The 26825-nt window shown below is 69.0% G+C and carries 20 protein-coding genes; 8 read left to right on the top strand and 12 right to left on the bottom strand.

Translation table 11 applies throughout. From position 1 onward, the window contains the following. Nucleotides 1-338: 338 nt before the first annotated feature. The 5 genes from prcA to arc all read right to left on the bottom strand — a co-directional run bounded on the left by prcA (nucleotide 339) and on the right by arc (nucleotide 6056). On the bottom strand, nucleotides 339-1100 hold the full coding sequence (prcA, locus tag ACFU5O_RS23610; RefSeq protein WP_384243652.1) for a proteasome subunit alpha: 762 nt from the start codon (nucleotides 1098-1100) through the stop codon (nucleotides 339-341). 62 nt (nucleotides 1101-1162) lie between these two features. Next, entirely contained in the window at nucleotides 1163-2008 is an 846-nt protein-coding gene (prcB, locus tag ACFU5O_RS23605) for a proteasome subunit beta (protein WP_384243650.1), read from the bottom strand. Between the two features lie 168 nt (nucleotides 2009-2176). Further along, entirely contained in the window at nucleotides 2177-2395 is a 219-nt protein-coding gene (locus ACFU5O_RS23600; protein WP_093657191.1) for a ubiquitin-like protein Pup, read from the bottom strand. A 135-nt stretch (nucleotides 2396-2530) separates the two neighbouring features. After that, a complete protein-coding gene (gene dop / locus ACFU5O_RS23595) occupies nucleotides 2531-4042 on the bottom strand; it encodes a depupylase/deamidase Dop (RefSeq protein ID WP_384243647.1) in 1512 nt (503 codons plus the stop codon). A gap of 247 nt (nucleotides 4043-4289) precedes the next feature. Further along, nucleotides 4290-6056 (bottom strand): proteasome ATPase, encoded by a 1767-nt coding sequence (gene arc / locus ACFU5O_RS23590; protein WP_384243645.1) that lies wholly within the window; start codon nucleotides 6054-6056, stop codon nucleotides 4290-4292. A 242-nt stretch (nucleotides 6057-6298) separates the two neighbouring features. Between arc and ACFU5O_RS23585 the strand changes: the two genes are divergently transcribed. Further along, on the top strand, nucleotides 6299-6580 hold the full coding sequence (locus ACFU5O_RS23585; protein WP_384243643.1) for a ferredoxin: 282 nt from the start codon (nucleotides 6299-6301) through the stop codon (nucleotides 6578-6580). A 15-nt stretch (nucleotides 6581-6595) separates the two neighbouring features. Here the strand turns inward: ACFU5O_RS23585 and ACFU5O_RS23580 are convergent, their stop codons facing one another. The 3 genes from ACFU5O_RS23580 to ACFU5O_RS23570 form a co-directional block, all read right to left on the bottom strand. Next, nucleotides 6596-7171: a hypothetical protein gene (locus ACFU5O_RS23580; protein WP_384243642.1), complete on the bottom strand. Its 576-nt coding sequence runs from the start codon at nucleotides 7169-7171 to the stop codon at nucleotides 6596-6598. Nucleotides 7172-7362: 191 nt separating this feature from the next. Then, nucleotides 7363-8250, bottom strand: coding sequence for a tRNA (adenine-N1)-methyltransferase (locus ACFU5O_RS23575; protein ID WP_351223935.1), 888 nt, complete (start codon nucleotides 8248-8250; stop codon nucleotides 7363-7365). A gap of 70 nt (nucleotides 8251-8320) precedes the next feature. Continuing rightward, nucleotides 8321-9568 (bottom strand): site-2 protease family protein, encoded by a 1248-nt coding sequence (locus ACFU5O_RS23570; protein ID WP_384243640.1) that lies wholly within the window; start codon nucleotides 9566-9568, stop codon nucleotides 8321-8323. A gap of 272 nt (nucleotides 9569-9840) precedes the next feature. Between ACFU5O_RS23570 and ACFU5O_RS23565 the strand changes: the two genes are divergently transcribed. Further along, the gene (locus tag ACFU5O_RS23565) at nucleotides 9841-10653 is read left to right on the top strand and encodes a RecB family exonuclease (RefSeq protein WP_384243673.1); all 813 of its coding nucleotides are present in this window, start codon (nucleotides 9841-9843) and stop codon (nucleotides 10651-10653) included. Between the two features lie 162 nt (nucleotides 10654-10815). Then, the gene (locus ACFU5O_RS23560; protein WP_384243638.1) at nucleotides 10816-11487 is read left to right on the top strand and encodes a response regulator; all 672 of its coding nucleotides are present in this window, start codon (nucleotides 10816-10818) and stop codon (nucleotides 11485-11487) included. A 62-nt stretch (nucleotides 11488-11549) separates the two neighbouring features. Here ACFU5O_RS23560 and ACFU5O_RS23555 read toward each other — a convergent pair whose 3' ends face one another. The 4 genes from ACFU5O_RS23555 to metH all read right to left on the bottom strand — a co-directional run bounded on the left by ACFU5O_RS23555 (nucleotide 11550) and on the right by metH (nucleotide 19702). After that, nucleotides 11550-13139, bottom strand: coding sequence for an ABC transporter substrate-binding protein (locus ACFU5O_RS23555; protein WP_384243635.1), 1590 nt, complete (start codon nucleotides 13137-13139; stop codon nucleotides 11550-11552). A 59-nt stretch (nucleotides 13140-13198) separates the two neighbouring features. Further along, the gene (locus tag ACFU5O_RS23550) at nucleotides 13199-14800 is read right to left on the bottom strand and encodes an ABC transporter substrate-binding protein (protein ID WP_384243633.1); all 1602 of its coding nucleotides are present in this window, start codon (nucleotides 14798-14800) and stop codon (nucleotides 13199-13201) included. A gap of 471 nt (nucleotides 14801-15271) precedes the next feature. Continuing rightward, on the bottom strand, nucleotides 15272-16003 hold the full coding sequence (locus ACFU5O_RS23545) for an HAD family hydrolase (protein WP_384243631.1): 732 nt from the start codon (nucleotides 16001-16003) through the stop codon (nucleotides 15272-15274). 150 nt (nucleotides 16004-16153) lie between these two features. Next, nucleotides 16154-19702 carry a methionine synthase gene (gene metH, locus ACFU5O_RS23540; protein ID WP_384243628.1) on the bottom strand — a complete coding sequence of 1183 codons (3549 nt, stop codon included), beginning with the start codon at nucleotides 19700-19702 and terminating at the stop codon, nucleotides 16154-16156. Nucleotides 19703-19960: 258 nt separating this feature from the next. On the opposite strand from metH, the gene ACFU5O_RS23535 reads away from it, so the two are divergent. The 5 genes from ACFU5O_RS23535 (at nucleotide 19961) to ACFU5O_RS23515 (ending at nucleotide 26639) form a co-directional block, all read left to right on the top strand. After that, complete coding sequence (locus tag ACFU5O_RS23535; protein ID WP_384243671.1) at nucleotides 19961-20725, top strand: IclR family transcriptional regulator; 765 nt, start codon at nucleotides 19961-19963, stop codon at nucleotides 20723-20725. A 560-nt stretch (nucleotides 20726-21285) separates the two neighbouring features. Continuing rightward, the gene (locus ACFU5O_RS23530; protein WP_384243626.1) at nucleotides 21286-22074 is read left to right on the top strand and encodes an MIP/aquaporin family protein; all 789 of its coding nucleotides are present in this window, start codon (nucleotides 21286-21288) and stop codon (nucleotides 22072-22074) included. A gap of 46 nt (nucleotides 22075-22120) precedes the next feature. After that, nucleotides 22121-23647 carry a glycerol kinase GlpK gene (gene glpK, locus ACFU5O_RS23525; RefSeq protein ID WP_384243623.1) on the top strand — a complete coding sequence of 509 codons (1527 nt, stop codon included), beginning with the start codon at nucleotides 22121-22123 and terminating at the stop codon, nucleotides 23645-23647. A gap of 16 nt (nucleotides 23648-23663) precedes the next feature. Next, a complete protein-coding gene (locus ACFU5O_RS23520) occupies nucleotides 23664-25274 on the top strand; it encodes an FAD-dependent oxidoreductase (protein WP_384243621.1) in 1611 nt (536 codons plus the stop codon). A 225-nt stretch (nucleotides 25275-25499) separates the two neighbouring features. Beyond that, complete coding sequence (locus tag ACFU5O_RS23515) at nucleotides 25500-26639, top strand: PAC2 family protein (RefSeq protein WP_384243619.1); 1140 nt, start codon at nucleotides 25500-25502, stop codon at nucleotides 26637-26639. Nucleotides 26640-26825 lie beyond the last annotated feature (186 nt).

Genomic DNA, 26825 nt, shown 5'->3' with positions numbered 1-26825 from the left:
TCGAGCCCGGAGGGGCCCCGCCCCACCCCAAACGACAGCCCCCGCATTGAGCCCGTCCGGCGCTTGAGGACGGACACCCCGGCCGCAGTCACGGCACAGGCCAACCCCGTACACCCAGCCCGTCCGGCGCTTGAGGACGGACACCCCGGCCGCAGTCACGGCACAGGCCAACCCCGACAACCACACCCGCACCGCGCAGCGGACCCGCACCGGCCAACCCCGACAACCACACCCGCACCGCGCAGCGCAGCGCACCCGCACCGGCCAACCCCGACAACCACACCCGCACCGCCCGCGCAGCGACCCGCAGCGGACCGGTGGGGGCCAGGGGGAGGTGGTTACGCCTCCCCTTCGGAGTCCTCCGCGTCGGAGGGGACCTCCGTCGGCGCAGACGCCGCGTCGTCCGCCTGCAGCAGGCGCGACAGCTGTCGGCCCACGATGCGCTTGAACTTCCGCTGTTGCGGCCGGGTGCGGTCCAGGATCGCCACCTCCAGCCGCTCCGCGGGGATCTCACGCTCGGTGCCGTTGGTGTCCCGGGACAGCGCCTGCACCGCGAGCTTCAGCGCCTCGGCGAGCGACATCCCGTCGCGGTGCCGCTGGTCGAGGAAGCTGCTGATCTGCTCCGCGTTGCCGCCGACGGCGACCGAGCCGTGCTCGTCCACGATCGAACCGTCGTGCGGCAGCCGGTAGATCTGGTCGCCCTCCGGTGCGGCGCCCACCTCGGCCACGACCAGCTCCACCTCGTAGGGCTTCTCGCCCGCACTGGAGAAGATCGTGCCCAGCGTCTGCGCATAGACGTTGGCGAGACCACGGGCCGTCACATCGTCACGGTCGTAGGTGTAGCCACGCAGATCCGCGTAGCGCACGCCGCCGATCCGCAGGTTCTCGTACTCGTTGTACTTGCCGGCCGCGGCAAAGCCGATCCGGTCATAGATCTCGCTGAACTTGTGGAGCGCGCGGGACGGGTTCTCACCGACGAAGACGATGCCGTCGGTGTACTGAAGGACGACCAGGCTGCGGCCCCGGGCGATGCCCTTGCGGGCGTACTCCGCCCGGTCGGCCATGGCCTGCTGGGGTGAGACGTAGAACGGCGTCGACACCGGCTATCCGTCCCTTTCTGTCAGTGGCGCAGGGGCACCGCCCCGCGGTGGCTGGGAGATCATCAGAGCAGCGCGGCGCGCGGGCCGTCGGGCTCTTCGAGGCGGCGCTCCAGCACCGCGCGGGAGACCTCGGAGGCCTCACCCTCGGTCAGTTTGCGGAAGCCCTCGTCGGTGATGACGGTGATGACGGGATAGATCCGGCGGGCCACGTCCGGGCCCCCTGTCGCGGAATCGTCGTCGGCCGCGTCGTACAGCGCCTGGACGACGAGGGTGACGCTCTGCTGCTCGGAGAGGTCGTCGCGGTAGAGCTTCTTCATCGCCCCGCGGGCGAAGAGCGAACCGGAGCCGGTGGCCGCGTAGCCGTGCTCCTCCGAGCGGCCGCCCGTGACGTCGTACGAGAAGATGCGGCCCTTCTCCCGGTCGACGTCCCAGCCGGCGAAGAGCGGGACGACGGCGAGGCCCTGCATGGCCATGCCGAGGTTGCTCCGGATCATCGTGGAGAGACGGTTCGCCTTGCCCTCCAGTGACAGCTGGACGCCCTCGACCTTCTCGAAGTGCTCCAGCTCCAGCTGGAAGAGCTTCACCATCTCGATGGCGAGGCCGGCGGTGCCCGCGATGCCCACCGCCGAGTACTCGTCGGCGGGGAACACCTTCTCGATGTCACGCTGGGCGATGATGTTGCCCATGGTCGCCCGGCGGTCACCGGCGAGCACCACGCCGCCGGGGAAGGACGTGGCGACGATCGTCGTGCCGTGAGGCGCTTCGATGGCGCCCTGCACCGGTGGCAGGACGCGCTTGCCCGGAAGGAGCTCCGGGGAGTGGTTGCCCAGGAAGTCCATGAAGGAGGACGAGCCGGGCGTCAGGAAGGCCGCCGGCAGACGCCCGGTGCTACGAGGGTTGGCTTCCACGCGATTCCTTCCGAATTGGCGGCGGCCCGCCACCGGGGCCGGGCCGATCTTGCATGCACTGCACGGACATTACCCGTGCCGTCGCCGGTCATCCGTCCCGGCGCCTGCGGCCTTCGGCCGTCGGCACCGGGACGGGCAACCGTGGGTGTCCCCAACGCAGTTAGGGAGTCACTCTCCGCCCTTCTGGACGAAGGACCTCACGAAGTCCTCGGCGTTCTCCTCGAGGACGTCGTCGATCTCGTCGAGCACGGAGTCGACGTCGTCCGACAGCTTCTCCTGACGCTCCTTGAGGTCCTCGGAGGCCTGCGCGTCCTGCGCCTGCTCCTCGACCTCCTCGGTGGAGCGTGTGGCCCGCTGCTGCCCGCCGCCGGTGTCCTTGGTCGCCATATCCCTCACCCCGCTCGGTTTGCCCGTTTGGTTCGGCTCACTCAAGATCAGACCCTACAAGCAGGGTCTGACATCGGCCCCGCACTTTCCTCAACGTCCGGGGGTTACAGCAATGATTCCCGTACGCGGACCATTTCAGCCTCCGGACAGGACCCGGACCAGGTCCTCGGCGGTGCGGCACCGGTCCAGCAGCTCCTTGACGTGGTTGCGGGTGCCCCGCAGTGGCTCCAGGGTGGGCACTCGTTGCAGAGAGTCACGACCGGGCAGATCGAAGATGACCGAGTCCCAGGAGGCCGCAGCGACGTCGTCCGCGTACTGCTCGAGACAGCGGCCGCGGAAGTAGGCCCTGGTGTCCTCCGGAGGCTTGCTCTCGGCCCTCTGGACGTCTGGTTCGTCCAGGAGCCGCTTCATCTTGCCGCGGGCCACCAGACGGTTGTACAGGCCCTTCTCGGGGCGGACGTCGGCGTACTGCAGGTCCACCAGGTGAAGCCGCGCCGCGTCCCAGTCGAGGCCGTCCCTGCGCCGGTAGCCCTCGAGGATCTCCCGCTTGGCGATCCAGTCGAGCTCCCCGGACAGGCTCATGGGGTCGTTCTCGAGCCGGTTGAGGGTGTCCTCCCAGCGGGTCAGGACGTCCTTGGTCTGTTCGTCCGCGTCCACGCCGAAGCGCTCCTCGACGTACTTCCTGGCCAGCTCGAAGTACTCCATCTGCAACTGGACAGCGGTGAGTGTCCGACCGCTGCGCAGTGTGATCAGACACCCCAGGGTCGGGTCGTGCGAGACCTGGTGCAGGGTGCGCACCGGCTGGTCGACCGCGAGGTCGACGTTGATGAAACCGTCCTCGATCATGGACAGCACCAGTGCGGTCGTGCCGAGCTTGAGGTACGTCGAGATCTCGGACAGGTTGGCGTCGCCGATGATCACATGGAGGCGGCGGTACTTCTCGGCGTCGGCGTGCGGCTCGTCCCGGGTGTTGATGATGGGCCGCTTGAGCGTGGTCTCCAGGCCGACCTCGACCTCGAAGTAGTCGGCCCGCTGGCTGATCTGGAAGCCGTGCTCATGGCCGTCCTGGCCGATTCCGACGCGGCCCGCGCCGGTCACGACCTGGCGGGAGACGAAGAACGGCGTCAGATGGCGCACGATGTCCGAGAAGGGCGTCTCGCGCTTCATCAGGTAGTTCTCGTGCGTGCCGTAGGACGCGCCCTTGTTGTCGGTGTTGTTCTTGTACAGGTGGATCGGCTGGGCGCCGGGGAGCTGAGCGGCCCGCTCGGCCGCCTCCGCCATGATGCGCTCGCCGGCCTTGTCCCACAGGACCGCGTCACGCGGGTTGGTCACCTCTGGGGCGCTGTACTCGGGGTGGGCGTGGTCGACGTAGAGCCTGGCCCCATTGGTGAGGATGACGTTGGCCAGGCCGATGTCCTCGTCCGTGAGCTGGCTGGAGTCGGCTGCCTCCCGGGCGAGGTCGAAGCCGCGGGCGTCCCGCAGCGGATTCTCCTCCTCGAAGTCCCAGCGGGCACGTCGGGCCCGGTGCATCGCCGCCGCGTAGGCGTTGACGATCTGGGACGAGGTGAGCATGGCATTGGCGTTCGGGTGGCCGGGGACGGAGATCCCGTACTCCGTCTCGATGCCCATTACTCGCCGTACGGTCATGCGGCCCTCCTTGCCCGGCGGCGCTCCCGTCTGGGGGCGACGCTCAAGTACCGCTCGGTCTCCGGTGCGTGCGCGGTGCCCGTCCCCGCACTGCGCGACTCGGCGGTACCGACGAGCCTAGAACGCCTCTGCGCTGGTGGGGAGATCAATTCGGTCATTGCTCTGTGTCGTCGGGTTACCCGTCCAGGGCCCGTGGAAAGCAGGCGGCTGCGGACGTCCTTCCGGACATCCGCAGCCGGTCTGCGATCTACAGGTACTGACCGGTGTTCGCCACCGTGTCGATGGAGCGTCCGGTGTCCGCGCCCTGCTTTCCGGTGACGAGGGTGCGGATGAACACGATCCGCTCGCCCTTCTTTCCGGAGATCCGGGCCCAGTCGTCCGGGTTCGTGGTGTTCGGAAGGTCCTCGTTCTCCTTGAACTCGTCCACGCACGCCTGGAGGAGGTGGGAGACCCGTAGGCCCTTCTGGTTGTGGTCGAGGAAGGCCTTGATGGCCATCTTCTTGGCCCGGTCCACGATGTTCTGGATCATGGCGCCGGAATTGAAGTCCTTGAAGTACAGGACTTCCTTGTCACCGTTCGCGTACGTGACCTCGAGGAAGCGGTTCTCCTCGGATTCCGCGTACATCTGCTCCACGACCGACTGGATCATGCCGTGGACCGCGGCCTCCTTGGAGCCGGTGTGCTCGGAGAGGTCGTCCGCGTGCAGCGGCAGCGAAGGTGTGAGGTACTTGGCGAAGATGTCCTTCGCGGCCTCCGCGTCCGGACGCTCGATCTTGATCTTGACGTCGAGCCGGCCGGGCCGCAGGATCGCGGGGTCGATCATGTCCTCCCGGTTGGAGGCACCGATCACGATGACGTTCTCGAGGCCCTCGACACCGTCGATCTCGGCGAGCAGCTGGGGGACGATGGTGTTCTCCACGTCCGAGCTGACACCGGAGCCACGGGTGCGGAAGAGGGACTCCATCTCGTCGAAGAAGACGATGACGGGCGTGCCCTCACTGGCCTTCTCCCTGGCACGCTGGAAGACGAGGCGGATGTGCCGCTCGGTCTCACCGACGTACTTGTTGAGGAGCTCGGGGCCCTTGATGTTGAGGAAGTAGCTCTTCCCCGCGGGCTGGCCGGTCACCTCGGCGACCTTCTTGGCAAGGGAGTTGGCGACGGCCTTGGCGATCAGCGTCTTGCCGCAGCCGGGCGGGCCGTAGAGCAGGATGCCCTTCGGTGGCCGCAGTTCGTGCTCCCGGAAGAGGTCCGGGTGGAGGTACGGAAGCTCGACCGCGTCGCGGATCATCTCGATCTGGTTCCCCAGACCGCCGATCTTGTCGTAGTCGACGTCCGGGACCTCTTCGAGGACGAGCTCCTCGACCTCGCTCTTCGGGATCACCTCGTAGACGTAGCCGGAGCGGGGCTCGAGCAGCAGGGCGTCGCCGGGGCGGATGGTGGCGTCGAGGAGCGTGTCCGCGAGCCGCACCACCCGTTCCTCGTCGGTGTGCCCGATCACCAGGGCCCGCTCGCCGTCCTCGAGGATCTCCTTGAGGGTGACGATGTCCCCGGTGCGCTCGAACTCCATGGCCTCGACCACGTTGAGCGCCTCGTTGAGCATGACCTCCTGGCCGCGCCTGAGCTCGTCGAGCTCGACGCTGGGGCTGACGTTCACCCGGAGCTTGCGGCCCCCGGTGAAGATGTCGGCGGTGCCGTCCTCGTTGGCGTGCAGGAAGACACCGAAGCCGGCCGGCGGCTGTGCGAGCCGGTCGACCTCCTCCTTGAGGGCCACGATCTGATCGCGGGCCTCACGGAGCGTGTTCGCCAGTCGTTCGTTCTGAGCGGACACGCCGGCCAGGTTTGTCTGCAGCTCGACGATCCGCTCTTCGAGAATCCTCGTATGACGCGGAGAGTCGGCGAGCTTGCGGCGCAGGACGGCGATTTCCTGCTCGAGATAGGCAACCTGGCCGGCAGGGTCTTCAGACCCCCGTCCCGGCCGGAAGCCGCGGTTGTTGTCGTCGTCGTGGGCTGCCACGGTCCTCACCTCCTCCAAGGGGAGCTGGACGCTTCCTGACCCTACCTGGGTGGGTGGTGATTGAAACCCCTAGATCACAAAGACGGAAGGGGTGTGTCCGATCTTCACCCTTGCGCTCTCCCTCACGCCAGGGGAATACCCACCCATCAACATCGGAAAGCGGGCGGTTGTATCGTCGGAACGGTCAACACCCGTCAGGGCTCGCACCTATTGATGCACACCGCGCAGGAACGGCAGGCGACATGAACGAGGCTCTCGAAGTCTGGATCGATCAGGACCTGTGCACCGGCGACGGTATCTGTGCCCAGTACGCCCCTGAGGTCTTCGAGCTGGACATCGACGGACTCGCCTATGTGAAGAACGCCGGCGACGAGCTGTTGCAGCAGCAGGGCGCCACAACGCCCGTACCGCTGCCGCTGCTGACCGATGTCATCGACTCTGCCAAGGAGTGCCCCGGCGACTGCATCCATGTACGTCGCGTCTCGGACAAGGTCGAGGTCTACGGACCCGACGCCGATCAGTAGACGCAGGGTGACGGGTCAGCCACTGCTTGTGGCCGATACCGGACGGCGGGACTCGACGAACTTCCCGCCCTGCCACCGCCACTTGGCCTTCTCCTGCACGTCCGGGCAGCAGCGCGGGACGTTCAGCGAGGAGTAGCCGAGGAGCGTTGCCGTGACCGCTCCGTCACGGACGGCGAAATCGCTTACGCTGAGCCGCTCGGAGGGCTCGAGGAGGGTCGCCACGACGCGGGGAGCACCGGTCGTGGAGCGCGCCACCACGTAGACACCGCTGGGCGGGGTGCCGGATCCGGCCTCGCAGCGGGCCACCACGGCCGTCTCGGCGCCGCCGTCCCCGTCGAGGTCCCCCGAGGCCTTCTTCACGACTGTCGTACCGGCTCCGCCGCACTCGAGGGGCAGTTCCAGGGCGGTCACGTCCGGCGCGGGCGCGGCGGCTGTGGCCACCTGGGGGCCCGACTGGTTCGCTTTCGCGGCGTCCGGCTGCAGCAGCCCGGCGCCCGCGACGACGGCGGCCATCGCCGTCGCGGTGGCGAGCCAGTGCACCGGGCGGGCGTGCGTGTGCGCGAGGTCCGGAAGCGTCGCGGAAGTCTGCACGCGGGGTGCCTCCTGTGAGGAGCTGTGCTGGTGGGGTGGGACGCATAGTGCCACACGTCACAGGGGGCGGGAACAGGGGGGTGGGCAAGGCAACGTAAAGGTGCCGCCGTCGAGTTCCCCGTGACCCCGGGGAACTCGACGGCGGCACCATGCCGTTGTGCGGGGCGTCAGCCCTGGTACGGGCCTTGTCCTCAGCCCTTGTTCGGGCCCTCGTAGTCCTCGCCGTAGGCGCCCTTGGCGGGGCGGCGGCGGCGCATCGGGGGCTCCACGCCGTCCGCGAGGCGGCGGGCGGTGACGAGGAAGCCGGTGTGGCCGATCATCCGGTGGTCCGGGCGTACGGCCAGGCCCTCGACATGCCAGTTGCGGATCATGGACTCCCACGGCTGCGGCTCGGCGTAGCAGCCGATCTCGCGGATGGACTCGACGGTCCGGGCGAGCTGGGTGGTGGTCGCCACGTAGCAGCAGAGGATGCCGCCGGGGACGAGCGCCTTGGAGACGGCCTCCAGGCACTCCCAGGGAGCGAGCATGTCCAGGATGACGCGGTCGACGTCCGCGTCGGAGAGGTTGTCCTGAAGGTCACCGACGGTAAGTGTCCAGGCCGGATGCGGACCGCCGAAGTAGCGCTCCACGTTGCCTTTGGCGATCTCCGCGAAGTCCTCGCGTCGCTCGTACGAGTGCAGCATGCCCTCGTCGCCGATGGCGCGGAGCAGGAAGCTGCTGAGCGAGCCCGATCCCACACCGGCCTCGACGACGCGCGCGCCGGGGAAGATGTCGGCGAAGGCCAGGATCTGCCCCGCGTCCTTGGGGTAGACCACGGCGGCGCCGCGGGGCATGGACAGGACATAGTCGGGGAGCAGGGGGCGCAGCGCGAGGTAGGCGACGTTTCCCGTGGTACGGACAACACTGCCCTCGGGAGCGCCGATCAGCTCGTCGTGCGGGAAGGAACCCTTGTGGGTGTGGAAATTCTTCCCGGCCTCGAGCGTGAACGTGTAGTGGCGTCCCTTGGGGTCGGTGAGCTGGACCTGGTCCCCGACCTTGAAGGGCCCGCGACGGCGGGCGGCACCGGTCGGTTCGGACATGTGAACAGACTACCGGCCCGAGCTCACGCTCCCGACCGCGCCCACATCCGGCGGAGGTGGACCGGGCCCGCTAGGAGGAGGGTCTCGCCATGGCCTTGACGAAGGCCTTCTCGACGTCCGCCGTGGAGAGCACGCCGTAGATCTCGCCGCTGTCCTCGACGACGAGGTACTCGGTGGCCGGTGTTGCCCGTAGCCGGTCGAGCAACGCCTCGCCGGCGAGTTCGGCGGGCACCCGCATTCCTTCGGCGAGCTCCTGGGCGAGGCCGCCGACGGCCACCCAGGGCCGGCGGTGCTCGGGGACGCCGACGATGGCGCTCTCACGGACGAGAGCCATGGGCGCGCCCAGGCCGTCGACGACGACCAGGGCACGGGCTCCGGCCTGGTTCGCACGGCGGAGGGCCTCGGAGAGCGGGGTGTCGGACTCGACGGGAACGGCGCGCCGGGTGAGGGCGCGGGCGTTCAGCTCGGGGAGGTGTTCACGCAGGCGAGCCATGCGCAGGCTGTTGCCGGCCCCGGTCCAGATGATGGCCGCGAGGATCGCCGCGAGCAGTGCGTCGGTGACGGTGTCCATGCCGCCGATGTCCTGGGTGTCGTTGCCGAGGGCACCTGTGTGGGTCAGCAGGGGAAGGCCGATCAGTACGGCGACGGCGAGTGCGCGGCCGACCCAGGCGGCGGCGACGGTCCCGCTCATCGGCTTGCCGGTGATCTTCCAGACCACCGCGCGGAGCATCCGGCCGCCGTCCAGCGGGAGCCCGGGCAGCAGATTGAACGCCGCGACGATCAGGTTGGAGATCATCAGTCCGGCGAGCAGGACTCCGGGGACGGTGCCGGGCTCGACGGCCCGCATTCCGGCGTAGAAGACCCCGGCGAGGACGAGTGAGAGCAGCGGGCCGACGAAGGCGAGGACGAATTCGCGGCCGGGGGTCTCGGACTCCTTCTCGATCTCCGAGACACCGCCGAAGAACTGGAGCTGGATCCTGCGGACGGGCAGCTTGTAGCGCAGCGCGACCACGGTGTGGGCGAGCTCGTGGACGAGCACCGACGCGTAGAAGGCGACCGCGAAGAACAGCGAGACGAGATAGCGCGCTCCGCCGAGTTGGGGCAGGACCCGGTCGAGCTGGCCGCCGAAGACCCAGGTGATGAGGGCGGCGACGAGGAACCAGCTCGGGGCGACGTACACGGGTACGCCGAAGGGGCGGCCCATGAGGATGCCGCCGCCGGGCCCGTCGGAGTGCTGCTGCTTGCCGCTTTCGGGGTCCGCTTTCCCCGTGCCGGACCGCGGCCGCGTGTGCTCGCCGCTCTCCTCGTCCTTTTTCACGGGTTCCCTTCGTTGCGAGGCGTCACTAGCTCGATCATGCAGTGCGAGCGGGTCTGTCGTCGATGGTATTCCGCTCGCTGTCAGTGGCGGGCCGTAGGGTCTGAGTCATGAGTACGAGTCAGCCGCCCGCATCGGAAGGACCTCTGCCCGCTTCCCAGGGGCCGACGCCTGTCCTGGAGGACCAGCCGCCGGCCCTGGACGGTCACCCGTCGCCGGCCGGGACCGGGTCCTCGGTACCGGAGGTTCAGGAGGCACCGGAGGTCCGGCCGCCGATGTCGCTGTCGCCGTCGCGGGCCGGCGACTTCATGCAGTGCCCTTTGCTGTACCGCCTCCGGGTGATCGACAGACTTCCGGAGAAGCCGAGCGAGGCTGCGACACGCGGGACGCTTGTGCACGCCGTCCTTGAGCGGTTGTTCGACGCGCCGGCCGGGGAGCGCACGCCGCCGCGGGCCAAGGCGCTGGTTCCCGGCCAGTGGGCCCAACTGCTCGAGTCGCGTCCCGAGCTCGGCGAGCTGTTCGCCGGGGACACGGACGGTGAGCGGCTGGCGCGCTGGATGGCGGAGGCGGAGCAGCTGGTGGAGCGCTGGTTCTCGCTGGAGGACCCGACGCGGCTGGAGCCCGCCGAGCGTGAGCTCTTCGTGGAGACGGAGCTGGAGTCGGGTCTTCGGCTGCGGGGGGTGATCGACCGGGTCGATGTGGCGCCCACGGGCGAGGTGCGGATCGTCGACTACAAGACGGGCAAGGCGCCGCGGCCCGAATACAGCGAGGGCGCGCTGTTCCAGATGAAGTTCTACGCGCTCGTGGTGTGGCGGCTCAAGGGCGTGGTGCCGCGCCGGCTGCAGCTGGTCTACCTGGGCAGCGGCGAGGTGCTGACGTACGACCCGGTCGCGGCCGATCTGGAGCGGGTGGAGCGCAAGCTGCTGGCCCTGTGGGACGCGATCATGCGGGCCACGGAGACGGGCGACTGGCGTCCCCGTCCGACGAAGCTGTGCGGCTGGTGCGACCACCAGGCGGTGTGTCCGGAGTTCGGGGGGACGCCTCCGCCGTACCCGCTGCCGCTGGTGCGGCCACGGTCCCCGGAATGAGTGCGTGGAGCGGCCGGGGCCGCGGCTCGGGGGCCGTTCCATCGGGAGCGCGGCGCCGGCCCCCGGCGCCGCGTCGGGGTGCGCAGCGGGTGGTGAGACGCCCGGAGGAGTTTCCGCAGGCGGGTCAGGGCAGAATGGGGCGCGTCTAGCGAAGGAGATCCCGTGGCTGTCCGCGTCCTACTGGTCGATGATCAACCGCTGCTGCGTACCGGCTTCCGGATGATCCTGGAGGCGGAGCAGGACATCGCAGTGGTCGGTGAGGCCGGTGACGGCCTGCAGGCTCTGGAGCAGGTGCGGGCCCTGCAGCCCGATGTGGTGCTGATGGACATCCGCATGCCGCGGATGGACGGCGTCGAGGCGACGCGGCAGATCACCGGTCCGGGGCGCGACGGCCCGGCGAAAGTACTGGTGCTGACGACGTTCGACCTCGACGAGTACGTGGTGGAGGCGCTGAAGGCGGGGGCGAGCGGCTTTCTGCTGAAGGACGCTCCCGCGAACGAGCTGGTCCAGGCGATCCGGGTGGTCGCGGCCGGGGAGGCGATGCTGGCGCCGAGCATCACACGCCGGCTGCTCGACAAGTACGCGGACCATCTGCCGTCAGGCGACGAGCCGGTTCCGAACACCCTGCACACGCTGACGGAGCGCGAGGTCGAGGTGCTCAAGCTGGTCGCCCGTGGCCTGTCGAACGCGGAGATCGCCGCGGATCTGTTCGTCAGCGAGACGACCGTCAAGACGCATGTGGGCCATGTGCTGACGAAGCTGGGCCTGCGCGACCGGGTTCAGGCGGCGGTGTACGCGTACGAGAGCGGCCTGGTCCGCCCGGGCGCGCAGTGAGTCTTCGCCCGCTGTGAGCGAGGGCCCGGTCCGCGCCGCGGACCGGGCCCTCTGCCGTCTGCTCAGCCCTTCTTGATCTCCCAGAAGCGGAAGACGGTCGACGCGTCGAGCGTCCACTCGAGGCCGGTGATGTTGCCGTGGGCGACGGCGTACTGCTTGCCCTGCCACAGCGGGAGGACCGGCACCTCCTCGGCGACCACGTCCTGGAGCTCCTCGAACTTGTCACCGACGGCCCCGCGGTCCGCCGTGGCGGCGGTGTCGGGGATGATCCGGTCGGTGATCTTCTTGTTCTCGTAGTTGTTGCCGAGGACGTTGCCCTCACCGAAGAACGGAGCCGTGAAGTTGTCGGGGTCCGGGTAGTCGGGCACCCAGCCCTTGACGTACACGCCGTACTTCCCGGCCTTGATGTCCTTCTCGTACTGATCGAACTCGACGGACTTGACGCTCGCCTCGAACAGCCCGCTGTCGTTGAGCTGCTTGGCGATGGCGTTGAGCTCCTGGTCGGTGGCGGGGCCGTAACGGCTCGGCGTGGACCAGAGGGTGAGCTCCACCTTGTCGGTGATGCCCGCGGAGCGCAGTGCCTTACGGGCCTTCTCGGGGTCGGGGCTCGACCCGTAGCGGTCGAAGAAGGCCGTGTTGTGACCGCCGATACCGGCCGGGACGATCGAGTACAGCGGCTCGGCCGTGGCCTCGTACACGTCCCTGACCAGCGCGTCGCGGTCGATGATGTACGCGAACGCCCTGCGCACGGCGAGCTTGCCGGCGACGGCGTCCTTGGCGTTGAAGACCAGGTGCTGGACCTCGGCGCTGTCACCCTCGACGACCGCGATCTGCTGATCGTCGGCGGACAGGGATCCCTGGAGTTCCGTGACGTCCTTGGTGGTGAGTCCTCGGTAGGCGACGTCGACGTTGCCCTGCTTCAGGGCGGCGCCGAGGCCCTTCTGGTTCCCGTGGAAGAAGGTCAGCGTGACACCGGCGTTCTTCACCTCGGCGGTGCCCTTGTACTCGGGGTTGACCGAGAAGACCGCTTCCTTGTCGCTGAAGGAGTCGAGCTTGTACGGGCCCGAGCCGACCGCCTTGCCGTCGGTGCGCAGCCCGCCGGCGTCGTACTCGCGGTGGTCGACGATGGAGCCGGCGCCCGAGGCGATCTTGCTGGGGAAGGTGGCGTCGGGCACCTTGAGCCGGAAGACGACGGTCCGCTCGTCGGGGGTCTCGATGCGGTCGATCGTGGAGAGCAGCGGCACCGGACCGGAGTCGCTGTTGATCTTCAGCGCCCGCTCGAACGAGAACTTGACGTCCTCCGAGGTCAGCGGGTTGCCGTTGCTGAACTTGAGGCCTTCCCTCAGCGTGCAGTGGTAGACGGTGCTGCGACCGCCGTCGAACGCGCACTTCTCTGCGGCTTCCGGCTGAGGGGTGGAGCCGCCCTTGGGGAAGCTCATCAGGGACTGGAAGACGTTGTTGAAGAGCAGCCAGGAGCCGGGGTCGTAGCCGTCCGCCGGATCGGTGGCCAGGACCTCGTCGGACATGCCGACGACGATTCTGCTCTCCTCGCCCGACGGGCCGTCGCCCTGATCCGTGCCGCACCCCGCCAGCAGAACGGCGGAGAGCCCCGCGGCGAGCGGGGCCGTCCTTCTCTTGAATCTTGCCTTCACAGAACCTTGCCTCTTGCTCTGATGAACCGGCCGCGACGTTCGCGGCCGGGTACTGAAGATCAGGCGGTGCCGCGCGCGAGTTCCCACAACTGGAGGTCGGAGGAGGCGTTCAGCGTCCACTCGACGCCGGTGATGTCCGACCGGGCGGCCACGTACTGCTTGCCCTGCCACAGCGGCAGCACCGGCACATCGGTGGCGACGATGTCCTGCAGCTTGTCGAAGGGCTCGGACGCGGCGCTGCGGTCGGCCTGGCGGCGCGACTCGGGGATGAGCTCGTTACGGGCGACGGTGCTCACATACGGGGTGTTGAGGAAGTTGTCCTTGTCCAGGAACGGAGCGATGTAGTTGTCCGGATCCGGGAAGTCGGGGAACCAGCCGAGGCCGTACACGGCGTAGTCGCCGCGCTTCTGGGCCGGCCGGAACTTGGACCACTCGGTGCCCTGGACGGTGACGTCGAAGAGGCCGCCGGCGTTCAGCTGGTCGCGCAGCGCGGCGAACTCCTTGGCCGTACCTGAGCCGTAGTGGTCGGTGGTGTAGTGCAGGGTGAGCTTGACCGGGGTGTCGATCCCGGCGTCGCCGAGGATGCGGGCAGCCTTGCCGCGGTTCGGCTCGCCGTACTTGTTGAAGAATGAGTTGGTGTGCCCGGCGATGCTGGTCGGGATCAGCGAGTAGAGCGGCTCTGCAGTGGCGCCGTACACCTTGCTCGCGATCTGACCGCGGTCGATGACGGCGGCCATCGCCTGGCGGACCGCCTTGTCCTTCACGGACGGGTCCTTGGTGTTGAAGCCCAGGTAGCGGATCTCGAGGCCGGGCATCTCGCTGAGCGCGATCCCTTCCTTGGGAGCCGCCGTGAGCTGCGCGATCTGGTCGGGCGACATGGCGCGGGCCATCATGTCGATCTCACCCGATTCCAGGGCCGCGCCCATGGACTCGGCGTCGGGGAAGGAGCGGAGCTCGACCTTGTCGTTGCGGAGCTTCAGATCGCCCTTGTACTCGGGGTTCTTGGTGAACACCGCCCTGACCAGCTTGTCGCCGTCGGTCTCGGTGTCGAGGGTGTACGGGCCCGAGCCCTCGACGTCGAAGCCGTCGCGCAGCTTCTTGCCGTCGTACGCGTCACGGCTGAGGATGCCCGCCACGGGGGTCGAGAGCTTGTACGGGAACGTGGCGTCCGGGGTGCCGAGGTGGAAGACGAGCTCCTTGTCGGACTTGACCTCGATGGTGTCGATGTTGGCCAGCAGACCGGCGGCGCCGTTGTCGGACTTGATGTCGAGAACGCGCTGGATGGAGAACTTGACGTCCTCGGCGGTGACGGGCTTGCCGTCGGCGAAGTTCAGGCCGTCGCGGAGCGTGCAGCGGTAGCTCTCGCTCTCGGTGTCGGTGAAGGAGCAGCGGGAGGCCGCCTCCGGCACGGGCTCGCCGCCGCCGCGCGGCACGTGCATCAGGGTCTGTACGGTCTGACGGAGAACGTTCCAGGCGCCGGTGTCGTAGGCGTAGGCCGGGTCGAAGGGAGCCGGAGCATCGCCGGTGGCCACGAACTGGTCGGTGGTTCCCACGACAAGGGCGTCACCGCCGCCGGCCCCACTGCTCGTTGTGCCACAGGCGGCGAGCACGGGGGCGAGCAGGCCCACAACGGCCGGCAGCACCAGAGTCTTGCGGTTCATCCTCGACGTCTCCTCATCCCACACTGGGATACAGCGTTGTAACGGGATGCTCCACCGCGGCCGCCCGGTCGGAGCGGTGCGATCGGGCCGGGACACGGGGCGATCGGTACCTGTGCGCACGAAGACTTTGGGTGACGCCCGAGGCACAGGATTGGTGCGGCGAAGCTCTCGCCCCGAGATTAATGGGCGGCGCCAGGAACGCCCGACCGGGCGAGAGTTGGGACGCAATCACTCAGTGATCGGTCATGGCAGCATGTCGATATTCATGCAGCAGGACGATTCGTGCAGGTGCCCACGAATAGGGACACAAGGGCACGCCCAGCACACCCCGGGCGGGGCTCGGCCCATTCGGTCGGCCACTTCCGGCGTCACTTCGAGTGACGAACCTCACGCTCGGTGGGGGTTACGGAAAATACACGGTCAGATGCCCAGAGTTCCCAAAGGATTGAAGGGACACCCTCGGTGTAGCCCTTAGTTCATTCGGGTGATCAGGGTGCGGAGGAAGGACAGATCGACTTCCTCCAGGGAGCCCACGATCACCCGGCCGTCGGCGGGTGCGATGGGCGCGACGGACGGGACCGCGACCACCCGGCAGCCGGCCGCCTCTGCCGCGGCGACACCCGTGGCGGTGTCCTCGACGACGGCGCATCTGGCGGGCTCGGCGCCCAGGCCGCGCGCGGCGAGCAGATACGGGTCGGGGTGCGGCTTGGTACGGGCCACCTCGTCGCCCGCCACGGTCAGCGCGAAGCGGTCATGGCCCAGCGAGGCCAGAACGCGGTCGATGATGCGCCGGTGGGAGGCGGAGACAAGGGCCGTGGGGATGTTGTGCGCCGCGAGTTCGGCGAGCAGCCGCTCGGCGCCCGGCATCAGCGGCACTCCCCGGGTGATGCGCTGCTCGAAGCGTTCGTTGAGCAGCACGGTGAGCTCCGCGAGGGTGATGTCCGCGCCGGTCGCCTCGATGAGGTAGCCCGCGCTGCGGGTCATCGGGCCGCCGACCACCACGTCCCGCCATGCCTCGTCCAGCTCATGTCCCAGGTCCGCGAAGACGTCCACCTCGGCGTCCCACCAGAAGCCCTCGGTGTCCACCAGGGTTCCGTCCATGTCGAGGAAGACGGCCTGCAGGGTGTGGGGGCCTCCCCGGCGCAAGCCAGGGGTCGGGCCACCGGCCGCGCGGGACGAGGACGCGGGGACCGTACTGGTCATCGGCACACCTCCGAGAGGGACGAGAAGGCCGGCCCCCCTCCCGGTGAGGGAGGGCGGCCGGCCTGCACTGGACCGACCAGTGTACGTCCACTACGCCCGGCGCGCGCTGTCTGCCCACGCCGGGCGCGTCCCGGCGCCTGCGGGACCGCGTCAGCGGGCGTTGAAGTACTTCGCCTCGGGATGGTGGATGACGATGGCGTCGGTGGACTGCTCGGGGTGGAGCTGGAACTCCTCGGAGAGCTGCACGCCGATCCGCTCGGGCTCGAGCAGGGCGGCGATCTTGGCGCGGTCCTCGAGGTCCGGGCACGCTCCGTAGCCGAGGGAGAACCGGGCGCCGCGGTACCTGAGCGCGAACATGTCCTCGACATCGGCCGGGTCCTCGCCTGCGAAGCCGAGCTCGGCGCGCACCCGGGCATGCCAGTACTCGGCCAGGCCCTCGGCCAACTGGACGGACAGTCCGTGCAGTTCGAGGTAGTCACGGTAGGCATCGGCCTCGAACAGCTTCGCCGTGGCCTCGCCGATCTTCGAGCCGACGGTGACCACCTGGAGGCCGACGACATCCGTCTCGCCCGACTCCTCGGGGCGGAAGAAGTCCGCCAGGCAGAGCCGCCTGCCGCGGCGCTGGCGCGGGAAGGTGAAACGGGTGCGCTCGGAGCCGTCCTCGCCGAGGAGGATCAGGTCGTCACCCTTGGACACACAGGGGAAGTAGCCGTAGACGACGGCCGCCTCCAGCATGTTCTGGGTGTGCAGCTGGTCCAGCCAGCCGCGCAGCCGGGGCCGGCCCTCGCTCTCCACCAGCTCCTGGTAGGACGGGCCGTCGCCGGCGCGGGCCTCCTTCAGCCCCCACTGGCCCTTGAACAGGGCGCCCTCGTCGAGCCAGGAGGCGTACTCCTTGAGCTGGATGCCCTTGACGACGCGGGTGCCCCAGAACGGCGGCTCGGGGACGCGGTTGTCGGTGGCCACGTCCGAGCGCACGGCGCCCTCGTCGGCTCGCTCCTCGACGACGGCGCTGGTGGTGGCCCGTACCCGGCGCTGCTTGAGTTCGGGCAGGGTCGCGCCGGGGACGCCGCGCTTGACGGCGATCAGGGCGTCCATCAGCCGCAGGCCCTCGAACGCGTCGCGGGCGTAGCGGACCTCGCCCTCGTAGATCTCGTGCAGGTCCTGCTCGACGTAGGCGCGGGTGAGAGCCGCGCCGCCGAGGATGACCGGGTAGTCGGCGGCCATCTTGCGCTGGTTGAGCTCCTCGAGGTTCTCTTTCATGATCACGGTGGACTTGACCAGGAGGCCGGACATGCCGATCACATCGGCCCGGTGCTCCTCGGCCGCCTCCAGGATCGCGGAGACTGGCTGCTTGATGCCGAGGTTGACCACGTTGTAGCCGTTGTTGGACAGGATGATGTCCACCAGGTTCTTGCCGATGTCGTGGACATCGCCGCGGACGGTGGCCAGCACGATGGTGCCCTTGCCCTCCGCGTCCGACTTCTCCATGTGCGGCTCGAGATGGGCGACCGCGGACTTCATGACCTCCGCGGACTGCAGCACGAACGGCAGTTGCATCTGGCCGGAGCCGAAGAGCTCGCCGACGACCTTCATGCCGTCCAGCAGCGTCTCGTTGACGATGTCCAGGGCGGGGCGTTCCTGGAGGGCCTCGTCGAGGTCGGCCTCCAGGCCGTTCTTCTCCCCGTCGATGATGCGCCGCTTGAGGCGCTCCTCCAGCGGCAGGGCGAGCAGTTCCTCGGCCTTGCCGGCCTTCATCGACTTGGTGTTGACGCCCTCGAAGAGCGCCATCAGCTTCTGCAGGGGGTCGTAGCCCTCGGAGCGACGGTCGTAGATCAGGTCGAGGGCGGTGGTGACCTGCTCGTCGTCGAAGCGGGCGATCGGCAGGATCTTGCTCGCGTGCACGATCGCCGAGTCCAGCCCGGCCTTGACGCACTCGTCCAGGAAGACGGAGTTGAGCAGGATCCGGGCTGCGGGGTTGAGGCCGAAGGAGATGTTCGACAGTCCCAGCGTGGTCTGCACGTCGGGGCGACGGCGCTTGAGCTCCCGGATGGCCTCGATCGTGGCGATGCCGTCCTTGCGGGACTCCTCCTGCCCGGTGCAGATGGTGAAGGTGAGCGTGTCGATCAGGATGTCCGACTCGTGGATGCCCCAGTTGGTGGTGAGGTCCGTGATAAGCCGCTCGGCGATGGCGACCTTGTGCTCAACGGTGCGGGCCTGGCCCTCCTCGTCGATGGTCAGCGCGATGAGGGCGGCGCCGTGCTCCTGCGCCAGCCGGGTGACCTTGGCGAAGCGCGACTCGGGGCCGTCGCCGTCCTCGTAGTTCACGGAGTTGATGACGGCACGGCCGCCGAGCTTCTCCAGGCCGGCGCGGATGACCTCGACCTCGGTGGAGTCCAGCACGATGGGCAGGGTGGAGGCGGTGGCGAAGCGGCCGGCCAGCTCCTCCATGTCGGCGACGCCGTCGCGGCCCACGTAGTCGACGCACAGGTCGAGCATGTGCGCGCCTTCGCGGATCTGGTCGCGGGCCATCTCCACGCAGTCGTCCCAGCGGCCTTCCAGCATGGCCTCGCGGAACTTCTTCGATCCGTTGGCGTTCGTCCGCTCACCGATCGCCATGTACGCGGTGTCCTGGCGGAACGGCACCGTCTGATACAGCGAGGCGGCACCCGGCTCCGGGCGCGGCTCGCGCACGGTCGGGGTGACGCCGCGCAGCCGCTCGACGACCTGGCGCAGATGCTCCGGCGTCGTACCGCAGCAGCCGCCCACCAGGGACAGCCCGTACTCGCGCACGAACGTCTCCTGGGCGTCCGCCAGCTCGGCCGCGGTCAGCGGGTAGTGCGCGCCGTTCTTGCCGAGGACGGGCAGACCGGCGTTGGGCATGCAGGCGAGCGGGATACGGGAGTGGCGGGCCAGATAGCGCAGGTGCTCGCTCATCTCGGCGGGGCCGGTGGCGCAGTTCAGCCCGATCATGTCGATGCCGAGGGGCTCCAGCGCCGTCAGCGCCGCACCGATCTCCGAGCCCAGCAGCATCGTCCCCGTCGTCTCCACGGTGACCGAGCAGATCAGCGGCAGGCCGGTGCCGGTGGCGTCCAGGGCACGGCGGGCGCCCAGGACCGCGGCCTTGGTCTGCAGCAGGTCCTGGGTGGTCTCCACGAGCAGCGCGTCCGCACCGCCCGCGATCATGCCCTCCGCGTTCTGCTGGTAGGCGTCGCGCAGGACGGTGTACGCGGCATGCCCGAGGGTGGGCAGCTTGGTACCCGGGCCCATCGACCCGAGGACCCAGCGCTGCTGACCGGTGGAGGCTGTGAACTCGTCGGCCACCTCGCGGGCGATCCGCGCGCCGGCCTCGGAAAGCTCGTACACCCGCTCGGGGATGTCGTACTCCCCCAGCGCCGCGAAGTTCGCGCCGAACGTGTTCGTCTCCACGCAGTCGACGCCGACCTCGAAATAGGCCGAATGGACCGAGCGCACGATGTCCGGCCGGGTCACGTTCAGGATCTCGTTGCAGCCCTCGAGGTCCTGGAAGTCCTCCATCGTCGGGTCCTGCGCCTGGAGCATCGTGCCCATCGCCCCGTCCGCCACCACCACCCGCGTGGCCAGCGCCTGCCGGAGGGCATCGGGTCGGGTCCTGCTGACGGCGGAGGTCCCGCTGTCGGCGGAATGCGTGCTGTCGGCGGAAGGGGTCGGCAACGAGGCCATGGAAGTGCTCCCTGGGATGCGACGGCTGTCGGCTTTGCGGCTCCCCTGCGGAAGACGCACCCGGCCAGCGTAGCCGGGCGCGCCGGACGGCGGCGTGCCGTCCCAGCCGGTGGACCACAGGCTGTCCCGGGCAACTGGGTGATGACTCGATGATGTCTGGAGCCACCAGGTCTTGACACACTGTCCTGTCGGTAACACCAATTCGGCATCGACCGATAGTGTTCAGCATTGTCGAACCATGGGGAGAAGGGCCGGGCGATGGCGAAGAACATCCAGTCGCTTGAACGGGCGGCGGCGATGCTGCGACTGCTCGCAGGCGGCGAGCGCCGGCTCGGACTGTCGGACATCGCCTCGTCCCTCGGACTCGCCAAAGGAACCGCCCACGGCATCCTGCGCACCCTGCAGGCCGAGGGTTTCGTCGAGCAGGACGAGGCTTCCGGGCGCTACCAGCTGGGGGCCGAGCTGTTGCGGCTCGGCAACAGCTATCTGGACGTGCACGAGCTGCGCGCCCGCGCGCTGGTCTGGACGGACGATCTGGCCCGCTCGAGCGGCGAGAGCGTACACCTGGGCGTTCTGCACCAGCAGGGCGTGCTCATCGTCCACCATGTGTTCCGGCCCGATGACAGCCGGCAGGTGCTGGAGGTGGGCGCGATGCAGCCGCTGCACTCCACGGCGCTGGGGAAGGTGCTGACGGCGTTCGACCCCGTGGCCCACAGCGAGGCACTCGAGGTGGAACGCAAGGCCTTCACGCCGCGGACGATCACCGGCCTGGCCGACTTCGAGGAGCTGCTGGACCTGACCCGGGCACGTGGCTGGGCGGCCGATGTCGAGGAGACCTGGGCAGGCGTCGCCGCGGTGGCCGCGCCCATTCACGACCGGCGGCGGATGCCGGTCGGCGCGGTGGCCATCACCGGGGCCGTGGAGCGGATCTGCAACGGGACGGAGCTGCGTACCGGGCTGGTGGCTGCGGTACGGGACTGCGCGCGTTCGGTCTCGCGCGACCTGGGCGCCGGCAGGTTCTGAGCGGGGCACCCCGCCGCCGCATCCCGCCCGCCGGGGGATTCGGCTCTCGCCGGACGCTACGGGCCGGACGCTACGGGCCGGCTCCACCCGGACGAGCCCGCGACCGATGCGCCCGGACGGGCCCGGGTGGGCCCGGGTGGGCCCGGGTGGGCCCGTACCGGGATGTCCTCACGGACCCGGGCCGGCTCCTCGCCCGGTACAGCGAACCGTTTCAGCCAGCTGCGTCATGTGCATTCCGGCCGACCGCGGGGCCTCCGACCAGGCGCGCCCGCCTTCTGAGCGCCCTCCCCGAGGCCGTTCCCACCGCCTACACCAGGCGATTCTGATCGTTCCGGCGCATCATCGATAACGATCGGGTTATCAGCTACACAACCCTTGACGGCGTATTAACCCGGGGGCAAAACTGCCGTGCATCGGTCGGCATTGTCGAACACCTACCGGCAATACGCGCTAGAGTGTGGCAACGCCAAGGGCCGGTATCGCTCTCATCCCCGAGGGCGCGAACCGCGGAGGGACCCGTCGGTTCGCCTTCCCCTGGACGAAGGACAAAGGAGTCGCGGGTGTCCAGCTCCGACATCTTCATCGGCGAGATCATTGGTACCGCCGTACTCATCCTGCTCGGCGCCGGCGTCGTCGCCGCCGTCGTACTCAAGCGCTCCAAGGCGCGCAACGCCGGCTGGGTCGCCATCACCTTCGGGTGGGGCTTCGCGGTCCTGACCGCGGTCTACATTTCCGGCCCTCTGTCCGGTGCCCACCTCAACCCGGCCGTCACCCTCGGTATCGCGATCAAGGACGGTGACTGGAGTCAGGTTCCGGTCTACTGGGGCGGTCAGATCATCGGCGCCATGCTCGGCGCCTTCCTGGCCTGGCTCGCCTACTACGGGCAGTTCAAGGCCCACCTGACGGACCCGGAGATCATCGCCGCTCCGCCGCACGAGGAAGGCCTGGTCACCGAGCCGGCCGCCCCGAAGGCCGGTCCGGTGCTCGGTATCTTCTCGACCGGCCCCGAGATCCGAGTCGTCTGGCAGAACCTCGCCACAGAGATCATCGGCACGTTCGTGCTGGTCCTGGCCGTTCTCACCCAGGGCCTCAACGACAGTGGCAAGGGCCTCGGCGCCGTCGGCGGTCTGATGGTCGCCCTCGTCGTCGTCGGCATCGGCCTCTCGCTCGGCGGTCCGACCGGATACGCCATCAACCCGGCCCGTGACCTGGGCCCCCGCATCGTCCACGCCCTGCTCCCGCTGCCGAACAAGGGCGGCTCCGACTGGGGATACGCCTGGATCCCCGTCGTCGGACCCTTGATCGGTGGTGCAATCGCCGCGGGTATCTACAAGCTCGCGTTCGTCTGACCGACCCGTCCAGAGCCGATCTTCCACAGATTTCCAGGAGCACACCGTGACCGACGCACACGCCGGCCCGTTCATCGCGGCCATCGACCAGGGCACCACCTCCTCCCGCTGCATCGTGTTCGACAAGGACGGCCGGATCGTCTCGGTCGACCAGAAGGAGCACGAGCAGATCTTCCCGAAGCCGGGCTGGGTGGAGCACAACGCCGCCGAGATCTGGACCAACGTCCAGGAAGTCGTCGCCGGCGCACTCGAGAAGGGCGGCATCTCCGCCACCGATGTCAAGGCGATCGGTATCACCAACCAGCGTGAGACCACGCTGCTGTGGGACAAGAACACCGGTGAGCCCGTCCACAACGCCATCGTCTGGCAGGACACCCGCACCGACGCGCTCTGCAGGGAGCTCGGCCGCAACGTCGGCCAGGACCGCTTCCGCCGTGAGACCGGTCTGCCGCTGGCGAGCTACTTCTCCGGCCCCAAGGTCCGCTGGCTGCTGGACAACGTCGAGGGCCTGCGCGAGCGCGCCGAGCGCGGCGAGATCCTCTTCGGCACCATGGACTCCTGGGTCATCTGGAACCTCACCGGCGGTGTCGAGGGCGGTCACCACGTCACCGACGTCACCAACGCCTCGCGCACCATGCTGATGAACCTCCACACCATGGAGTGGGACGAGAAGATCGCCCAGTCCATGGAGGTCCCCATGGCCGTGCTGCCGGAGATCCGGTCCTCCTCCGAGGTGTACGGCCATGTCAAGGGCGGCGTCCTGGACGGAATCCCGGTCGCGTCCGCACTCGGCGACCAGCAGGCCGCCCTGTTCGGCCAGACGTGCTTCTCCGAGGGCGACGCGAAGTCGACGTACGGCACCGGCACCTTCCTGCTGATGAACACCGGCGACAAGATCATCAACTCCTACTCGGGGCTGATCACCACGGTCGGGTACAAGATCGGCGACCAGGCGCCCGTGTACTCGCTGGAGGGCTCCATCGCCGTCACCGGCGCCCTCGTGCAGTGGATGCGCGACCAGATGGGCCTGATCAACTCCGCCGCCGAGATCGAGACCCTCGCGTCGTCGGTCGAGGACAACGGCGGCGCCTACTTCGTTCCGGCCTTCTCCGGTCTGTTCGCCCCGTACTGGCGCTCCGACGCCCGCGGTGTGATCGCCGGCCTGACCCGGTACGTCACCAAGGCGCACATCGCACGCGCCGTACTCGAGGCCACCGCCTGGCAGACCCGTGAGATCACGGACGCCATGACCAAGGACTCCGGCGTCGAGCTGACCTCGCTCAAGGTCGACGGCGGAATGACCTCCAACAACCTGCTGATGCAGACCCTCTCGGACTTCCTGGACGCCCCCGTGGTGCGCCCGATGGTCGCCGAGACGACCTGCCTCGGCGCCGCCTACGCCGCCGGCCTGGCCGTCGGCTTCTGGCCGGACACCGACGCCCTCCGCGCCAACTGGCGCCGGGCCGCCGAGTGGACACCTCACATGGACGCTGCGAGGCGCGACAGTGAGTACAAGTTCTGGCTCAAGGCCGTCCAGCGGACCATGGGCTGGCTCGAGGATGACGAGAGCTGACGAGGAGTAATCGAGAATGACCACCCTGCAGAGCGTTCCCACCCTGGGGACGCACCCGGCCTCCGGTTCCCTGCCGAGCCGCGCCGAGACCCGGGAGCAGCTTGCCCAAGGGACCTACGACCTCCTGGTGATCGGCGGCGGCATCCTGGGCATCTCCACCGCCTGGCATGCCGCGCAGGCCGGGCTGCGGGTGGCCCTGGTGGACGCCGGCGACTTCGCCGGCGCCACCTCCTCCGCTTCCTCCAAGCTGCTCCACGGCGGTCTGCGGTATCTGCAGACCGGCGCGGTCAAGCTGGTCGCGGAGAACCACTTCGAGCGGCGGGCGGTGTCCCGTCAGGTCGCACCGCATCTCGCGAACCCGCTCACGTTCTATCTGCCGGTCTACAAGGGCGGCCCGCACGGCGCGGCCAAGCTCGGAGCGGGCGTCTTCGCCTACTCGGCGCTGTCCGCGTTCGGTGACGGTGTCGGCCATGTCATCTCCCCGTCCAAGGCTCAGCGCGATGTGCCGGAGCTGCGTACGGAGAATCTCAAGGCGGTCGCCGTGTACGGCGACGACCAGATGAACGACGCCCGCATGGCGCTCATGACGGTCCGCGGGGCCGTCCAGGCGGGCGCGGTGGTCCTCAACCACGCCGAGGTCACCGGGCTCCGCTTCACCAAGGGCCGGGTCACGGGCGCGGAGCTCAAGGACCGTACGGACGGGGCCGAGTTCGGCGTCAGCGCCCGCCTCGTGCTCAATGCGACCGGTCCTTGGGTGGACCACCTGCGGAAGATGGAGGACCCGAACGCGGCGCCCTCCATCCGCCTCTCCAAGGGCGCGCACCTGGTGCTGAAGCGCACCGCCCCGTGGAAGGCCGCCCTGGCGACGCCCATCGACAAGTACCGCATCACCTTCGCCCTCCCCTGGGAGGACATGCTGCTGCTCGGTACGACCGACGAGGAGTACGAGGGCGACCCGGCGGACGTCGCGGTCAACGAGAAGGACATATCCCAGATCCTCGACGAGGCCGCCTTCTCCATCCGCGACCAGCAGCTGTCACGCGATCTGATCACCTACTCCTTCGCAGGTCTGCGGGTGCTGCCGGGCGGTCCCGGTGACACCTCGAAGGCCAAGCGGGAGACGGTGGTCACCGAGGGCCGCGGCGGCATGCTGTCGGTGGCCGGCGGCAAGTGGACGACCTTCCGCCACATCGGCCGCACGGTGATGAACAAGCTGGCCCAGCTGCCGGGACGGCCGCTCGCCGACGACATGGAGCCGATCTCGCAGCTGCCGAAGAAGCTGCCGCTGCCCGGCATCGCCAACCCCCGCGCCGTCGCCCACCGTCTGCTGGTGGACGGCCCGGCGCCCGGCCCCCGGATGGCAGCGGACACCGCCCGGCACCTGGCCACGCACTACGGCTCGCTTTCGTTCGACATCGCGCGTCTGGCGAACGACAACCCGGAGCTGGCCGAGCGTGTTCACCCCGACGCCCCCGAGATCTGGGCACAGGTCGTGTACGCCCGCGACAACGAGTGGGCCGAGACGGCGGACGACGTACTGCGGCGCCGTACGACGCTGACGATCCGGGGACTTGCGACGGACGACATCCGGACCAGGGTCGAGGATCTGCTGGCCAAGAAGGCCTGACGACAGGCGTATCGCGCCTCCGCGCGGGACGGCGACGACGAGGGCGGCTCCTTCCGGGGCCGCCCTCGATCCACGCCGTCCCCGGTCGTCCGCTGTACGGGTCCCGCCCGGCCTGTGCCCCCTGCCGTACCGAAGTTCACCCGGCCGTGCACAGGGGCTCGGGCGGGCACCCGCAAAGCCGTAAGGTTGGTCCGTACGCAAGGAAACGTCGGAAGGAGGCACTGGGTGATCGAGCTCGAGGGGGTTCCCGAGCTGATCGACCCGGTCATGGTGGCCGCGTTCGAGGGCTGGAACGACGCCGGCGACGCCGCCTCCACCGCGGTCGCACATCTGGACCGGGAGTGGAAGGGCGAGGTCTTCGCGGCGCTCGACGCCGAGGACTACTACGACTTCCAGGTCAACCGGCCCACGGTGTGGCTGGACGGCGGGGTACGGAAGATCACCTGGCCCACCACCCGGCTCTCCGTGGTCCGGGTCGGCGGCGAGAAGCCCCGCGACCTGGTGCTGGTCCGCGGGATCGAGCCGTCCATGCGCTGGCGCTCGTTCTGCAACGAGCTGCTCGGTTTCGCCCATGAGCTGGGCGTCGAGATGGTGGTGATCCTGGGCGCACTGCTGGGGGACACCCCGCACACCCGCCCGGTGCCGGTCAGCGGAGTCACATCGGACCCGGACCTGGCCAGAACCATGGATCTGGAGGAGACGCGGTACGAGGGCCCGACGGGCATCGTGGGCATCCTCCAGGAGGCATGCACGCATGCCGGAGTGCCGGCCGTGTCGCTGTGGGCCGCGGTGCCGCACTACGTCTCGCAGCCGCCCAACCCGAAGGCGACACTGGCCCTGCTGAACCGGCTGGAGGATCTCATCGACCTCCGTATCCCGCTGGGTGAACTGCCGGAGGACGCAAGGGCCTGGCAGCTCGGCGTCGACCAACTGGCCTCCGAGGACAGCGAAGTCGCGGAGTACGTGCAGACGCTGGAGGAGGCGCGCGACACCGCGGAGCTCCCGGAGGCGTCAGGTGAGGCCATCGCCCGCGAGTTCGAGCGGTATCTGCGGCGGCGGGACGGCGGTCCCGGTCCGGGCCAGGCCCCTGGCGGGCATGCCACGGAGAGCGGCGACGGTGGTTCGTATCTGCGTGACACATCGAGCGGGCGGACCCGGCCGCCGAAGCCGCAGCGGCAGGACCCCGGGACGGATCCGGAGACGGGTCAGGATCCGGAGTCGGCCCCCCGGACGGGTCCGGAGCCGCAGTCGCAGTCGGAGTCGGAGCCGCAGCCGCAGTCGAAGAAGGATCCCGACACGGGAAAGGGGACGGAGCCCGGGGAGGGCCCGGATTCCCCTGACCCGTCCGAGGACTCCGAGAACTGAGCAGCACGGAGCGGGGTGGCCGCCGGGTCGGCGGCCGCCCCGCTCTTGTCTCCTGTGCGAGTCGTTCACCCGGACCACGTCGATCGGGTTCCGCTGCTGCTGGACGACGTACATGTCCTGCAGGACGGACCATGGAGCCGGGGGCCCGGTGCCGTCAGCCGTCAGCGGTCGCCATCACCATCAGCC

This window comes from Streptomyces sp. NPDC057445 (assembly GCF_042802855.1).
Taxonomy (GTDB): domain Bacteria; phylum Actinomycetota; class Actinomycetes; order Streptomycetales; family Streptomycetaceae; genus Streptomyces.
This window is presented reverse-complemented; position numbering and strand designations above follow the sequence as displayed.